The 15,724-nt window shown below is 63.8% G+C and carries 12 protein-coding genes and 1 riboswitch; of the genes, 8 read left to right on the top strand and 4 right to left on the bottom strand.

Going from position 1 to position 15,724, the window contains the following annotated elements; translation table 11 throughout:
- Positions 1–8: 8 nt before the first annotated feature.
- A complete protein-coding gene (locus ACUCCZ_RS10675; protein ID WP_435918198.1) occupies positions 9–665 on the bottom strand; it encodes a response regulator in 657 nt (218 codons plus the stop codon).
- 388 nt (positions 666–1,053) lie between these two features.
- Positions 1,054–2,412: a sensor histidine kinase gene (locus tag ACUCCZ_RS10670; protein WP_435918199.1), complete on the bottom strand. Its 1,359-nt coding sequence runs from the start codon at positions 2,410–2,412 to the stop codon at positions 1,054–1,056.
- 185 nt (positions 2,413–2,597) lie between these two features.
- On the opposite strand from ACUCCZ_RS10670, the gene galE reads away from it, so the two are divergent.
- From galE to ACUCCZ_RS10650, 4 genes are all read left to right on the top strand, one after another.
- A complete protein-coding gene (gene galE / locus ACUCCZ_RS10665; protein ID WP_435918200.1) occupies positions 2,598–3,587 on the top strand; it encodes a UDP-glucose 4-epimerase GalE in 990 nt (329 codons plus the stop codon).
- 345 nt (positions 3,588–3,932) lie between these two features.
- Complete coding sequence (locus ACUCCZ_RS10660; RefSeq protein ID WP_435918201.1) at positions 3,933–6,743, top strand: MMPL family transporter; 2,811 nt, start codon at positions 3,933–3,935, stop codon at positions 6,741–6,743.
- Positions 6,740–9,139, top strand: a complete 2,400-nt coding sequence (locus ACUCCZ_RS10655; protein ID WP_435918202.1) for a YhgE/Pip domain-containing protein — start codon at positions 6,740–6,742, stop codon at positions 9,137–9,139. Before ACUCCZ_RS10660 ends, ACUCCZ_RS10655 begins: the two co-directional genes overlap by 4 nt.
- 4 nt (positions 9,140–9,143) lie before the next feature.
- On the top strand, positions 9,144–9,299 hold the full coding sequence (locus ACUCCZ_RS10650; RefSeq protein ID WP_435918203.1) for a hypothetical protein: 156 nt from the start codon (positions 9,144–9,146) through the stop codon (positions 9,297–9,299).
- A gap of 36 nt (positions 9,300–9,335) precedes the next feature.
- Here the strand turns inward: ACUCCZ_RS10650 and ACUCCZ_RS10645 are convergent, their stop codons facing one another.
- On the bottom strand, positions 9,336–10,784 hold the full coding sequence (locus ACUCCZ_RS10645; protein WP_435918204.1) for an FtsX-like permease family protein: 1,449 nt from the start codon (positions 10,782–10,784) through the stop codon (positions 9,336–9,338).
- The gene (locus ACUCCZ_RS10640; protein ID WP_435918205.1) at positions 10,778–11,530 is read right to left on the bottom strand and encodes an ABC transporter ATP-binding protein; all 753 of its coding nucleotides are present in this window, start codon (positions 11,528–11,530) and stop codon (positions 10,778–10,780) included. The genes ACUCCZ_RS10645 and ACUCCZ_RS10640 overlap by 7 nt, the downstream gene beginning before the upstream one ends.
- A 124-nt stretch (positions 11,531–11,654) precedes the next feature.
- On the opposite strand from ACUCCZ_RS10640, the gene ACUCCZ_RS10635 reads away from it, so the two are divergent.
- The 4 genes from ACUCCZ_RS10635 to ACUCCZ_RS10620 all read left to right on the top strand — a co-directional run bounded on the left by ACUCCZ_RS10635 (position 11,655) and on the right by ACUCCZ_RS10620 (position 15,703).
- Positions 11,655–12,464 (top strand): class I SAM-dependent methyltransferase, encoded by an 810-nt coding sequence (locus tag ACUCCZ_RS10635; protein WP_435918206.1) that lies wholly within the window; start codon positions 11,655–11,657, stop codon positions 12,462–12,464.
- 30 nt (positions 12,465–12,494) lie between these two features.
- Positions 12,495–12,675: riboswitch (cobalamin riboswitch) on the top strand.
- Positions 12,676–12,825: 150 nt separating this feature from the next.
- Entirely contained in the window at positions 12,826–13,773 is a 948-nt protein-coding gene (locus ACUCCZ_RS10630) for an ABC transporter substrate-binding protein (RefSeq protein ID WP_435918207.1), read from the top strand.
- A complete protein-coding gene (locus ACUCCZ_RS10625) occupies positions 13,773–14,936 on the top strand; it encodes a FecCD family ABC transporter permease (protein ID WP_065672957.1) in 1,164 nt (387 codons plus the stop codon). Before ACUCCZ_RS10630 ends, ACUCCZ_RS10625 begins: the two co-directional genes overlap by 1 nt.
- On the top strand, positions 14,933–15,703 hold the full coding sequence (locus ACUCCZ_RS10620) for an ABC transporter ATP-binding protein (RefSeq protein WP_065672958.1): 771 nt from the start codon (positions 14,933–14,935) through the stop codon (positions 15,701–15,703). The genes ACUCCZ_RS10625 and ACUCCZ_RS10620 overlap by 4 nt, the downstream gene beginning before the upstream one ends.
- Positions 15,704–15,724 lie beyond the last annotated feature (21 nt).

Raw genomic sequence — 15,724 nt, 5'->3', positions numbered from 1 at the left:
GGAAGTTGTCAGAGAAGGCCGACTTCATGCGCAAAAAGCACGAGTCCAACCCGGTCTCGACACTCCAATTTCGATAGTAGCCGGCCAATGTGAGTTTTCACGGTCCCTTCCGCCATGTAGAGGGTCTGGGCGATCTCGGCGTTCGTGGCCCCCTTGGCGATCTCCACTAACACCTCCCGCTCGCGGTCCGTCAGCACAGACAGCCGCTTGTCGGCAGCCTTGGGGTCATTGGGCAGGGTGGGGACGACGTGGTCGAGCAGGCGTCGAGTGGCCGATGGTGCGACGACCGCGTCGCCAGCAGCGACGTTGCGGATCGCACTCAACAGCTCGGTGGGGCGGGCGTCCTTGAGGAGGAACCCAGAGGCGCCGGCCTTGAGGGCGGCGTAGACGTACTCGTCAAGGTCGAAGGTGGTCAGAATCAGTACCTTGGTGTCCAGCGGGGACGCGGTGATGCGTCGAGTGGCTTCGACGCCGTCCATCTTCGGCATCCGGATGTCCATGAGAGCGACGTCGACCGGCATTCGACGCAGCACGTCAAGGGCTTCGACGCCGCTGGACGCCTCCGCGACGACCTCCATGTCGTCCTCGGCCTCGATGAGCATGCGGAATCCCGAGCGGACGAGGGACTGGTCGTCGACGAGGATGACGCGGATCGAATCAGGCATGGCACCTCCAGGTACTTGCCAGTAATGGTAGAGCCTTGCCGTTGCGGGACAGTCCGTGCCGTGCGGGGAAGAAGTCACGACGAGGGCCTCCGACGGTGACGTCCTGATGTCACATGGCCGGTTGATCTGTCGACGAGGACAGGTAGCTCGCAGCCATGCTGAGGACCCTGTCTCCTGCGAAGGGCACCTCCCAGGCCCGGGTCGATGATCGTCGTCCCCACGACACCGATCCGGTGCGTCCTTCCGTCATCCACCACGTTCTGGGGCAACTCGTACCTGACCTCCCGCATCCACCACGGCTGGCGGCAACCCCGTCAGGTTGCAGGATCTCATGTGTGGTGACCACAGCTTCGAGTTCCTCACGGACCTGTTCAGCTGTCCTGGCGTCTCACGCTGCGGAAATGGGAATGACGGCCTGAACCCGGAACCCGGCCTCGGTACGCGGACCGGCCTCCAGCCTCCCTCCCATCGACGTCACCCGCTCACGCATGCCCTGCAGGCCGTGGCCTCGTCCGTCTCCCTGAACGGCCGCCCCATACCCGTCGTCGAGGACCTCCACGTCGATCGCGGTGGGCGAGTAGGCCAGGGTCACCGAGGCGTGGGCACTGGGGCCAGCATGTTTGAGGACATTGGTGAGGGCCTCCTGGACGACCCGGTAGACCACCAGACCGAGGGCCTGGGAGACCACCGGCTCCTGTCCCGTGACGGTGAAGGTGACCTTCACCCCGGACTTCTCGACGAGTTCCGGAATCTCCGCCAGTCCGGGAGAGGGGGAGTACTCAGCATCGGTGTCCTGTCGCAACACCCCGACAATGCGGCGCATCTCGACGAGGGCCTCGCGACCGGTCTCGGCGATGGTGTCGAGGACCTCAGGACCCTTCTCCGGCTTCTTCGTCGCCAGCGCCTTGCCGCCCTCGGCCTGCACGATCATGACGGACAGCGAGTGCGCGACGATGTCATGGAGCTCACGGGCGATCTCGCTGCGGGTGCGCTCCTCGGCGACCCTGGCCTGCTGTTCACGTTCAGCGAGGATGGCTCGGTACCGCTGGGCCTTGACGATGCGCTGTTGGGAGTCGATGAGGGCCGACTCGCGCAGTCGTCGCCCCACCGCATAAGGGGTGAGTACCAGACCTGCACAAACCATCATGGCCAGGATCAGCAGCACCCAGGGCTTCCCCGAAGAGGGATCGTATCCAGCAGCGATGGTGGGTTGCCATCTCATGGGGCCGACGACCGATCCCAGCGCTCCGATCCACAGCACCCAGCGAGACTGGTGACCGTCCACCCATCTGGCCACCGAGTAGGAGGCGATGGGGACGATGAAGATGCTCAGCACCGGGAAGGGCACGAAGATGAATTGGATGCCCGCGCCGAAGGCCACCAGGGCCATCATGAGCAGGGGGTGATCACGGCGCATCGGTAGTGAGGCCACCATGATCATGGAGGAGATGAGGGCCGCCGCGTACTCGGGATGGGGATGTTCCGCCAGGCTTACGAGGTAAGGGACGATCGTCACCACGGCCATGGCGAGGGTGAGGGTGACATCTCCCCACCACGCCTTTTCAGTGTCTGCCGGACGACCGTCGTCGAGCTTGGGGTCCAGCACCTCCTCCATGCCGGGGATGGAGATCTGCGGAACGTTGTTCCGGGTCGGGTTGAACCGGTTGAGTCGGGCGCGCACACCAGATCCGCGGGACCCGGTGGAACGGTTGTCCGCGGTTGGGGTCTGCGAGCCGGTCTCCTCCATGTCCGCCAGTCTAGGAAGGCCGACCAACCATGGCGGATTGGTTCCTGATGCCAGGTGATGCCATCTGTGGTGGCAATGTGCACGATGGGCGACCACTTCACCACGCACGGTTCGCGCCTGCTGCTCAGGCCAGTGAACGGCCCCTAGAATTGAGGCCGAAGATCACGGCGACACGGAAGGTTCTCATGAAGATTCTCATCACCGGCGGGGCCGGTTACATCGGATCGACGGTCGGTTCGGCATGCGAGGAAGCAGGACACGAGGTCGTCGTCCTGGACGACCTGTCCGCCGGACGCCGCGAATTCGTCCGCGACCGCACCTTCTACGAGGGCGACATCGCCGATCAAGACCTGCTCGATCGCGTCTTCACCGAGAACCAGATCGACGCAGTCGTGCACTGCGCGGCCAAGATCATCGTCCCGGAGTCGGTGGATGAGCCGCTGACTTACTACGACAACAACGTCGGCAAGACCGTCGCCCTGCTCAAGGGCATGGAGCGCAACGGTGTGCATCGCGTCCTGTTTTCCTCCTCGGCGTCCATTTACGCCACCGACGAGGAGTTCAAGGTGACCGAGGAGTCCCCGCTGGACCCCGGTTCCCCTTATGCCACCACCAAGTTCATGGTGGAGTTCATCCTGCGTGACGCCGCCCACGCCTCCGACCTCAAGGCACTCAGCCTGCGTTACTTCAACCCGATCGGTTCGGACCCCAAGCTGCGTACCGGTCAGCAGATCGAACACCCCACCCACGTGCTCGGCAAGATGATCGACGCCTGGATGGAGGACTCCACTTTCACCGTCACGGGTGTCGAGTGGCCCACCCGGGACGGCTCCGGCATCCGTGACTTCATCCACGTCTGGGACCTGGCCCAGGCCCACGTCGCCGCTCTGGAGCACCTTGACGAGGTGACCGTCGACGAGCCCTACCAGGTGTTCAACATCGGCACCGGGAACGGCGTGACCGTCAAGGAGCTCGTCAAGGCCTTCGAGGAAGGTACTGGCAAGGCTCTCAATGTCGTCTACGGCCCGTCGCGCCCCGGCGATGTCGCAGGCGCATACACCGTCTCACACCGTGCCAAGGACCTGCTCGGTTGGAGCGCGGAGTTGACCCCGGCCGATGGCATTCGGGACGCCGTCGCCTGGCTGCCCCGTCGCAAGGAGATCCTGGGTTACTGATCCTCCGAACCCCCGACCTGTCACTGGCCTCGCACTCGTGCGGGGCCAGTGGTGTTTCCCCGACCCGTGTCCCAGGGCAGCCAGGTTCGTGTCGACGTAGCGGCTCAGCACCTCCCGCAGCTCGTCCTTTGGAATGACGTTGGGGTGGAAGGCTCCGAGGGTGACACCAGTCTCCTCGCAGGTCTCCTCGACGGTGGGTCCCGGCACACCCATGCGGGCGAAGGTGGCGATGGGTATGACGCTCCTGGGGACCTCGATCGTTGAATACGATGCAGTATCGGGTTCGGTACTGCATCGAATACATACTTGTGTCGAGTGGTGTGCGGGCGAGTTCATTGCGGGGTGATGATGTCCTCCTTCCTTCACGATCTTGGGGCCTGGTGCTTTCGCAGAGCAAAGACCGTCGTCGCCCTGTGGCTGGGCCTGCTGGTTCTGCTCGGGCTAGGAATGGTCGCCCTGCACAGCGACTACGACGATTCCTTCACCATCCCGGGTGCTCCCTCCCAGTTGGCCTACGACAAGCTCCAGGTGACCTTCCCGCAAGCCTCCGCGCTGAGCGCCAACGTCGTCATCACCGTGCCCGATGGCACCGACATCTCCTCGACACCCATTCGCTCCCGGATCGAGAAGGGGGTTGAGGAGCTCAAGGACCTCAAGGACGTCGCCGGGGCGACGTCACCGTGGAGCAAGTACGTCACCGGGATGGTCAACAAGGACCACACCGCAGTCGTCATCCAGGTGGAACTGAGACAGGTCAGCGCGGTGACCTTCCCCGATTCCGGGCGTGACGACCTGCAACAGGTGGGTCACGACATACAGGCTGGCCTCCCGGCGGGGTCACACGTCCACGTCGGTGGCCAGGCCTTCGAGGCCATGCTGCCCTCCTTGTCGATCACCGAGGTCATCGGCGTCGGGGTGGCCCTCGTCGTCCTCGCCATCACCTTGGGATCCCTGGTGGCAGCCGGGATGCCGATCATCACAGCCGTCCTCGGGGTGGGGATCACGTACTTGATCATGGCGATCCTCACCCGGTTCACGACAGTCAACTCAGTCACACCGATGCTTGCCGTCATGCTGGGGCTGGCCGTTGGGATCGACTACGCCCTGTTCATCCTGTCGCGTCACCGCGACCAGTTGCGTGACGGCTTTGAGGTGCAGGAATCGGCCGCCCGAGCCGTTGCGACCTCGGGTTCGGCGGTGGTGTTCGCCGGGGCGACGGTCCTCATCGCCCTCATTGGCCTGGCCATCGCCAACATTCCCTTCCTCACCGTCATGGGCGTCTTCGCTGCCATCGGTGTCGCTCTGGCGGTTGTCATCGCCCTGACAATGCTGCCGGCCTTCATGGGGCTCATGGGAGAGAGACTGCGCCCGTGGAAATCTCGTCGCGGACGGGGGTCGAAGCCAACTGCGATGGCAACCGGGGCGAACAGTGACGACAATGCCACAGCTGGTGGGGACGCACCGTCGACCAGCACCACTGCGGTTGGCAAGGGAGAACGCTCCGGCGGGATCTTCGGGTGGTGGGTGCGCACCGTCACCCGCGTCCCACTGGTGACCATCCTCGTCGTCGTGGTGGGGCTGGGGGCCCTGGCCGTTCCGATGAAGGACCTCCACCTCGGCCTGCCCACCGCCGCGGAACTGCCCGCCGACAACACCGCCCGTCAGACCTATGACGCCCTGGAGAAGAAGTTCGGGCCAGGATTCAACGGCCCGGTCATCGTCACCGCCGACATCGTCACCTCGACCGCCCCGATGAAGATCGTCAATGGGCTCAAGGCTGACATCGAGAAGCTTCCTGGCGTCGACACCGTCGCCCTGGCCGTTCCGAACCAGAACGCCGACACAGCCATGATCCAGGTGCTGCCGACCACCGGTCCCACCGACGAGGCGACCAGTGACCTGGTTCGCGAACTGCGCGGCCACAAGTCCGAATGGCACGACAAGTACGGGGTTGACACCGCCGTCACCGGACTGACGGCCATCAAGCTCGACGTCTCCGACCGTCTGGGAGCCGCCCTGCTGCCTTTTGGAATCTTCGTCGTCGGGCTGTGCCTGGTGCTGCTGACGGTGGTGTTCCGGTCGATCGCGGTCCCCATCAAGGCAACCATCGGTTACCTGCTCTCGGTGCTGACCGCCTTCGGAGTCGCACAGCTGGTTTTCAACCGAGGCATCGGCCTGTCCGTGGTCAACCTCGACCGTCCTGTCCCGATCATCTCCTTCATGCCGATCGTCGTCATGGGCATTCTCTTCGGCCTGGCCATGGACTACGAGGTTTTCCTGGTGTCGAGAATGCGCGAGGAGTACGTCCACACCGGTGACGCCAAGGGTTCGGTGATCAGGGGATTCATCGGTTCGGGCAAGGTCGTCACGGCAGCCGCTGTCATCATGGTCTCGGTCTTCGTCTTCTTCATCCCGGAGGGCATGAATGCCATCAAGGAGATCGCCCTGGCCCTGGCCATCGGCATTCTCGCCGACGCCTTCCTGGTGAGAATGACCCTCGTCCCGGCAGTCATGAGCCTGCTCGGTGACAAGGCCTGGTGGCTGCCGACATGGCTGGATCGCCGCCTGCCCCGACTCGACATCGAGGGGGAGGGGATTGCCCACGAGGAGCAATTCGCAGAATGGCCCACCCCTGACCACACCGAGGCCCTGCACGCCGAGGGGATCGGGGTCGACGGTCTCTTCGCCGGCCTCGACCTGCACGTCGAGCCACATGAGGTGCAGGCCGTCGTGGGGTCACCGGGCTCGGTCACGGCCGTGCTGCTGGCGGCCGGGGGACGACTTGCCATCGACCACGGTCGGATGAGGTCGGGTGGCCGTCTCCTCCCCGAGCGGGCCTCCGTGGTGCGTCGGGTGGCATGGCTCATCGATGCCGCCGGCAAGAACCTCACCGAGGAACTGCAGGAAGCCGTGTCAGCCCTCACCCATCCGCCGCGACGCCCACCGCGTCTGTTCCTCATAGACCACGCTGATCAGATCGTCGAGCAGTCCCACCGCGACCAGCTGGAATCCCTCATTGTCGAGGTGAACCAGGCCGGTGAGGCCGCCGTGATCCTGGGAGCCCAGCGTGCCGGCCGCATTGACTGGCTGGAGCCACAGGCCGTTCATGACCTGACCGAACACCAACCCGAGCCATCCCTCGGAGGTACCCGATGATGACCGAACGTTCCCACTCCACGATCAGATTGCGGTGGCCGGCGGTGGTCGCCCTGATCCTCGTACCGTTGGTGGTGGTGGCCGGCCTGGTCGGCACCACCTGGCGGACCACTGACCGGCTAGGCCAGGTGAAGGCGGCGGTTGTCAACGAGGACAAGGCCGTCAAGGTCGGTGGACGACTGGTTCCCATCGGACGCCAGCTCACCGCGGAACTGGTCGATTCTGGCTCTCACATCACTGACGGCCACACCGTCGACTGGACCTTGACCGACGCCGACGGGGCCGCCAAGGGGCTGCGAGACGGCACCTACTCGGCGGTCGTGACGATCCCAGAGTCCTTCTCGTCCGACGCCACCTCCTACTCCGCCAATGACGCCACCAAGGCCAGGCCGGCCCTCATCGACATCACCACCTCCCAGACCTCACCGGTCTCCGACACCACCATCGCGGCCCTCACTGCCCAGGTGGCGCGACGTTCCCTCAACACCACCCTGACCTCGGGGTATCTCGAGAACGTCTACATCGGCTTCAACCAGTTTGCCCAGCGGATGGGCACGATGGCCGACGCCGCCGCCAAGCTCGATGACGGGGCGACGAAACTTGCCGATGGCACGAAGACGTCAGCCGCCGGAGCGAGGACCCTGGCCACCGGCATGACGAAGCTCAGTGGTGGAGCCCGGCAGTTGCAGGCCAACGGGGGCACACTCACTGACGGCGTCTCCCAGCTCTCGGGTGGCCTCAACGCTCTGTCTGAAAAGGGCAACCAGCTCAGTGACGGTGCGAATGGGCTGGCCAGCGGGGTGGCGACCTACACCAATGGCACCGGCAAGGTCGTCGATGGAATCGGTCAGCTGTCCGCTGGCCTGACGACGATGGACCAGAAGGTCAGCGCGGCCACCGGCAAGATCGACACCTCCCAGCTCAACCAGCTCACCGACGGGGCCAGCCAGCTGGCAGACGGGATCGATCAGTTCACGGATGGCCTGGTCGGGTATCGCACTGAGATTCATCAGTACGCCTCCGGGGAGAAGACTGCCGAACTCAACAAGGAGGCCCTGTCCCATGTTGAGGCGGACTTCCTGGCGCGCTGCACCAAGAAGCACACCGCGCAGGATTGCCAGAACCTACTGCCTCTCGTCCACGACGCCATGACCGACGGGTACGTCCTCGGCGTGCGCGCTGGCTCGGCGGTGGCCGTCAAGGCGATGGCCATCAAGGATCCCAACTCCGGCATGAGCATCGACGACGGCATCGACCAACTGGCTGACGGCTCCTCGCAGTTGTCCCAAGGGGTCGCCACGTTCACGGCTGAGATGCGTACCGGGCTGCCTACGATGGTCGGCCAGATCGCCCAGCTGCGAGATGGCATCCACCAGGCCGCCACCGGCGCTCAGACCCTGGCCACCAAGTCCCGGCAACTCAAAGCGGGCGGGGCCAGGCTCTCCGCCGGGGCTGCGACCTTCGCCGATGGTGTGGACGCCTACACCGGTGGGGTCTCCAAGGCTGCTGCCTCAACCCCGAAGCTCGAGCACGGGGTCAACCACTACGTCGGCGGTGTGAACCAGCTCTCCGACGGGGTGATGAAGGCTTCCGTGGGGGTCGGCACCTTCGCGTCCGGGATGACGAAACTCAACGGTGGGGCCCAGAAACTGACCGACGGCACCGGCACGTTCGCCAGTGAGCTCGCTGCTGGGGCCAAGAAGGTGCCGACCTACTCTCAGAATGACCGCACCAAGCTGGCTGACGTCGTGTCCGCTCCCGTCAATGGGGATGGGCCTGCCATTGCGACCTCGGTGGCCGCGGTGGCGGTTCTGCTCATCCTTGGTGCCTGGCTCGCCGCCCTGGTGACCTGGCTGGTGGCTCGCACGGTCCCCTCGCGAGCGCTGAGCTCCGCGCGCTCGACCCTGGGGCTGCTGGCCCGGACGATGTCGGTCGGCGTCATCGTGACCGTCGCGGTGAGCATAGGGCTGACCGTCATTGCCGCGGTGGCGCTGGGGCTGTCGGTGCCGAGGTCGATCGGACTGGGAGGATCGCTGCTCCTCGTCGGTGTGATGTTCGGCCTGGTCAACCACGCCCTGGCCGCATGGTTGCATGGTCTGGGGCGGCTCATCAGCGTCGTCCTGGTGACGGTGAGTGTTGCTGCCGGGCTGGCGAGCACTGTCCCCGCCCCGGTGTGCTGGGGCGACGCCGTCTCCCCGCTGCGACCTGCGTTGCAGGCTGTGCAGGCCGTCGTGGCCGGGAACAGTCCCAGCTTCGGATCCTTGCTGGCCGTCGTCACATGGGCGGTGGCCGCTCTCCTCGCCAGCCTGCTCGCGGTGGGACGACGGCGTAAGACCAGCGCCAAGGAACTTCTGGCGGCCAGCGCGGCCAGGGAGCGCCGCGGCGATCTAGAGTGACACCATGAACAAACCCCTCCTCGCGAGTCTTGCCGTGCTGGCCAGTGCCATTGCCGTGACCAGTCGGATCCGCTCGGTCCGGAGGGGTTGGATAGACGAGGTGTGGCGATTCGGCATGGAGGGGATCGACGAAGGCCCCGACGACGACCAGTGGAGCTGATCGTCGATGCCAGGCGGCCCCTCATCCGGTTCGGTCTCATTCAGTGCGTGCCAGCCCGTCGTCGAGCACCCGGCTCATGGTCGGACGGGTCACCCACAGGCCAAGTCGCACCATGCCTGAACCGATGAGAATGGTGCCGACCGTCACGAGGATCGTCACCGGCCTCACGACGAGGGCCACCCCCACCATCGGGACGACCAACAGCCCGGTGGCGACCAGGCCTGTCACCATGGCAAACCTCATCGGTGAGATGACGGTGATCCGTCGCACCTTGTCCTGGGCGGCCAGATCCATCCCGACGACGTCCAGACCCACCTCGACCGAGCGACGGTCGAGGATCGCAGAGGCCTGATTGACCCCCACTGAGCAGGCCACCGTGGCGAAGGCGAAGACGATGAGCAGGATGGTGCCGGTTTGCAAATCCTGCCCGATGATCCGGGCAGTCGGGTCAGCGCCGGTGCTCGCCGCCTGCATCATGGCGGCCCCGGTTCCTGCGAGCATTCCCACCACGCACACCGCTGCCAGGGAGGCGACCTGGGTCCAGGCAGCGCGCGGGTTCTCCAGCACCTGACGGGCAGCGACCAGATCGGTCGCGCTCCTGGCTTTGTCGAGGCGGTGCTTGAAGTACATCGACAGCAGCTTGGGGCCGATGATGTTGGCGAGCTCGACGACGGCCGCCAGCACGATGGCGAGGAAGACGTACACACCGACCACGCCGGTCTGACCTCCCAGGACACTGAGCACAGTCTTCGAGGAGAGAATGACGAGGACGATGGCACCCCCGATGGCCAGCCGAATCCACGACACCGAGCGGGGTTGACTACGCATCCGCACCCCGAGGGGAGAGACGTCGACGCGGCGCAAGCCAATGGCGGAACTGATGAGGGCGAGGAGTACCAAAGCCAGGATGACCCCGGCCACCGGCGCAGGTTCGAGCAAGACCGATCCTGCCCCGATCTGGCTGCCGTTGAAGGACAACCGTCCCAGTGGTGGTACGCAGATGAGGTAGCCGACGATGCCGAGCAGGGATCCGACCAAGGCCTGCAGGCCAGCCTCGGCCAGGGTGATGACTCGCAGCAGACGGGAGGACGCGCCGACGAGTCGCAGGGAGGACAGCCGGTCGTCGCGGCGTCGGGCGGACAACCGTGCAGCTGAGGAGGCCAGGGTCGTCAGCGGCAACACCAGCAGAATGACGGCGATCGAGGACGTCAGCCGGTAGAAGACGGCGTTCTCCCCAGACAGGTGCCACATCATGACAGCACCGCCGGTGACGTCAAGGATGATCGTCGTGATGACCGCGAAAGCGACAACCGGGAGCCGCCAGGTGGAGTGGTCGGCGGCCGAGGCACGCAGGGTCATGGTGAGGATTGACGAGGTCGCCGGGCGTCCCGCTGTGGCCCCGAGTGGTTCGGGGATGCAGATCGACGGGATCTGCTGATCCGCGGTTCCTGGTTCAATGGCGGGCGTCGTGGTCATGGTCACCACTTCCCGTCGGAGTGACGCATCTCATCGGAGACGATCCGGCCATCCTGCAGGCGCAGGATGCGCTGGCAGCGACGGGCGACGCCCTCGTCGTGGGTGACGACGACGAGGGTCCGTCCCCGCCCGGTCGTCGCGGAGAGCAGGATGGACATCACCTCGACAGCGGTCGCCGAGTCGAGAGCGCCGGTCGGTTCGTCGGCAAAGACGATGGCCGGGTCGATGACCTGGGACCGCGCGATGGCGACCCGCTGGGCCTGGCCACCTGACAGCTGACCGATGCGTCGGTCCTCCATGCCTCCCAGCCCCATTGAGCTCAGCCACTGCGCCGCGTACCCGATGGCCTGCGATCGAGAGGCACCATTGAGCATGAGGGGAAGGGCGGTGTTCTCCACAGCGGTGAGCTCGGGCACGAGCATCCCCTGCTGGAAGACGAACCCCAGGGACTGGCGACGCAGCTGCGCCCGACCCTCATTGGAGAGGCTCTCGACGTTGATGACGCGGTCGGGCAGACCCAGCTCGATACTTCCGGAGTCGGTCGAGAGGATCCCCGACAAGCAGTGCAGCAGGGTGGTCTTGCCCGATCCGGACGGGCCCATGACGGCGACCGACTGGCCGGCCGGGACGGCGATGTCGACGTGGTCGAGGGCACGAGTCGTCCCGTAGGTCTTCGTCAGTCCGAGGGCGCGCAGGTCAGCGCCGCGGACAGATTCGGCGACGGCGTGAGGGTTGGGGCGGGTTGTCGTCAACATGTCATCCACTGTGCCGTCCGGGCCCCTCGTCGCACATCGTGCTGGCGGTCGAATCGGAGCGTCCTCCCGTGGTAGGAGGATGGCGATGCCACAGGATTGGTCCCGATGAACATGGGAGGCGCCGATGAGGATCAGTGATTACTTCGGACTGTGGGAGAACGATAGGAGATCGGACCCCGCGCGCAGATCTTTGGAACAGGAAAAGGCGTTTTGGCATGGGCACGCAGCGGTCTACGACCAGCACGCAGGTTTGACGTGCAGTTCCCTGGCTCAGATCGGCACCGTGACCAGCATCGTCGAACCTGAGTCATCGATCCTTGACGTTGGCGGCGGAACTGGACGGTTCGCGATTCCGCTGGCACAACGCGGCTGCCGTGTGACTGTCGTAGACCGTTCAGAGGACATGCTCCGTGTGCTTTCGGAGAATGCTGAAGCCGAGGAAGTCAAGATCGAGACGATCCAGGGGCAATGGCCCATGGACACAGGAAGGGTTTTCGACACCGTTCTTGCTGCATGGTCCTTGTACTGGGTCCTCGATCTGGCGGCGTCCTTGCGAGCATTGGTTCGGCAGGCTCGACGGCACGTCATCATTATTGACACCACTGGATCACCGACGGCCTGGGATCATGCCCTTGCAGCAGCACAGGGGGAAGATGTCCGTGTTTCACAGGCTCGCCATCTACTCCTTGCAGGTGGCCTCGCACAATTGGGGATTCCAGCAGAAATTAGAATTCTCGAGGAATATCGAGTTGTTTCTGAAGATGAATTGTACCATGAGGTCCAGACTCGAGGAGGTAATTTTTCCGAGGCGATCAGGATCATGGATTCCTATGCGATTGGATTCCCTCGCGGATGGAGGTGTAGACGCACAATTGGTCTGGTGCATGTAGATGCGAAGGGCCTTGTGGGGGCCCTGCCCGACATGCCTGTGTGAGGGGAGTGTCGATCAGTTCAAGGTCTTCATTGATAGGGTATGTGTGTCGGTAACCCAAATGGGTGTGAGGGAACTCCGGTGTGACTCCGGGGCTGACGCGCAGCGGTGACGGTGACCGTCTCGGCGTATGCCACTGGGCCAGTGAGGCCTGGGAAGGTGCTGAAACGGGTTGAACCCCAGTCCGAAGACCTGCCGATGAAAATCCACTCGACACAAGCTCGCGTCATGGCTTTTGGTTGGAAACCCTTACGTGGGGCCCATCTGTGACCGTTGGCGTGGGAACGGAAGGACCATTGCGATGGCGCGAAGGTACACGCGGAGGGTCGCTCTTGTCGCTGCATTAGTGATTCCTGTCTCATTCATGGCTGGTTGTGGGAGCGCCGTCACGGAGCAGAACGCCTCGACGGCGTCGTCCCACGCAACCGGTTCGAAGGCCGGGCACACGTCATACCCGCTGACGGTGGAGAGCTGTGGGGTGAAGCAGACGTTCGATTCCGCCCCGACGCGCGCAGTGACATTGACGTCGACGGCGACTGAGACGATGCTCGAGCTAGGGCTGGAGAAGAGCATGGTCGGGACGGCATACCAACGCACTCGCCCCATCGGTGCCCAATACAAGGAGGCCTACGACTCGGTGTCGGTTTTGGCCGCTGGGCAGCCTTCCATGGAGAAGCTTTTGTCCGTAAATCCTGATTTCGTGTATTCCGGGTACCCGGACGGTTTCTCAAGGAGCAACGGTCACACCCGGGAAGACCTACAGAAGATGGGGATCAAGACGCATCTCAGCCCTGTGGGATGCACCAATGAGGTCAAGGCCTTGGATGATGAGACCAAGGAGATCAGGACCATCGGCCAGATCTTCGATGTGAATGACCGAGCTGAGGCATCGATTCGAAAGTTCAACGACAAGGTCAATGCCGTCAAGAAGTCCGTGAAGGGGAAGGAGCGCCCCAAGGTGTTCCTCTACAACTCAGGTGAGGACGCCCCGACGACAGTTGGTGGGTGGGCCTATGCATCGGTGATGATCGATGCGGCGGGAGGCGAGAACATCTTCGCGAATGAACCGCTGCGGTGGGGAAAGATGTCGTGGGAGCAGGTTGCAAAAGCTGATCCAGACATGATTCTGATTTACGACTACAAGACCCCGAGTGTCGATCAGAAGATCAAGACGTTGAAGTCAATTCCGGCACTGAAGGACACCAAGGCCGTCAAGAACAATGCCTTCCCGGTGATCAGTCTCTCGTTGGCACAGCCCGGCCCGCGTTCGGCTGAAGGTATCGAGCAGCTTGCCAAGCAGTTCCACGGCTGATGATGGGTGCACGTGGTGGCATTGATGAGTCATCCACGGCTGTGAAACGGCAGGACGAACTCGTTGCTGTCCTCAATGCCCTTCCATCCGAGTCGGCATCTGTCGGGGAAGACAGGTGGCGTGGCGATTCGCATCGTGGACACCTGGTCATAGTCTTGTCCGTACTGGCCGTCACGTTGATTCTTGTCCTGGGACTCGCGCTGTCAATTGGCTCGGTTCATGTTCCCTTCGTCCAAGTATGGAAGGTCGTTGCGCACCGGGCTCTGCCGGCAGGTGTCGTCACCGTTGATTGGACTGCGTCGATCGACAGGATCGTTGCTGATGTCCGGCTTCCTCGTGTGCTCCTGGCGGCAGTCGCAGGGATGGCGCTGACCACTGTCGGCACAGTCGTGCAGGCGCTGCTTCGCAACCCACTGGCGAGCCCCACGGTGCTCGGCGTGTCGTCGGGAGCTGCAACCGGAGCCATTACCGTCATGCGGTTTGGTCTGCTCCTCGGTGGTGCGGTCTCTCTCGGGTTGGCCGCGTTCGCAGGCGCGTTCCTGACGCTTCTACTCGTCTTGGTGATCGCCAGACGGAGGCAAACCCTTTCTGCAGGCACGTTGGTTCTCACCGGCATGGCGGTTTCGGCCCTGTTGTCGGCAGTCAACAACTTCATGGTTCTGACCTCCCCGGATCCGCAACTGGCGTCGCAAGTCCTCTTTTGGAGTCTCGGAGGCTTCGGGGCCGCCAAGTGGGAGAACCTTCCCGTCCCCACCCTCGTCCTCGCTGTGGGAATGCTCTTATGCCTGGCTGAGGCGTCAAATCTCAACCTCCTTCTTGGTGGGGAAGGGACAGCGGGTTCTCTCGGCCTGGACGTTGATCGGTTCCGAACCTGGATGTTCGTTGTGGCAGCTGCAATTGTCGGTGTGACAGTTGCGGTGTGTGGCGTCATAGGATTCGTCGGCCTGGTGATGCCGCACATTACGAGGATGCTGGTTGGCGCAGATCACCGCCGAACCCTTCCCGTAGGACTGCTTCTGGGTGCGATTTTCACCGTGCTGGCGGATGTTGGGGCGCGGATGGCCATTGAGCCGCAGGAATTGCCGGTAGGTATTGTGACCGCGCTTGTCGGGGCTCCATTCTTCCTGTTCCTGTTGCGACGCACCTTGGGGGAGACGTCATGATCGTCAGTGGTGCAGAACTGGTGGTCGCGGGCCTGGGTGTCGACATCGAGGGGCGCCACATCGTCCAGGATGTCGACTTCGTCGCCCATCCCGGTCAGGTGGTGGGGATCCTCGGCCCCAATGGGAGCGGCAAGTCGACGATGCTGCGCTCAATCTTCCACTCGAGACGCCCTACGAAGGGGACGGTGACCGTCGATGGTGTCGATGTCTGGGCGCGAGACACGAAGTGGTCCTCCCGGCACATTTCGGTGGTTCTCCAAGAGACTCCCGCGGAGTTCCCGCTGACGTGCGGGGAAATCGTCCGGATGGGGAGGACACCTCACAAGAAGTCGTGGCGGTCGCTGAGCGAGGGCGACCTTGCCCTGTGCGGCGCAGCCATGGAGCTTATGGAGGTTGGAGATCTCGCGACGTCGACATTCTCACGGATTTCTGGAGGAGAACGGCAGCGGGTGACAATCGCGAGGGCGCTGGCGCAGCAGACCGGCCTGCTGATCATGGATGAACCGACGAACCACCTTGACATTCATCATCAACTCAAGGTGATGGAGCTGTCGCGGCGCCTCAGGTCGACGGTGGTGGTGGCACTTCACGACATCAATCTGGCCGCACGATTCTGCGACACCCTTGTACTGATGTCGAAGGGCACATGTGTGGCAGCGGGTGCGCCATCGGCCGTGCTGTCTCCGGGAATCCTGGACGACGTCTACAAAGTGTGCACTCATCTCGGTCGACACCCGAGTGGCGCTGTTCAAGTAACCGTCCTGTGATTGTCGGTGGTGCCGGCCGTG

Source organism: Cutibacterium nasicola (assembly GCF_052654715.2).
Note: the sequence above shows the minus strand (reverse complement) of the source record. Positions and strands in the feature narration are given on the sequence as shown.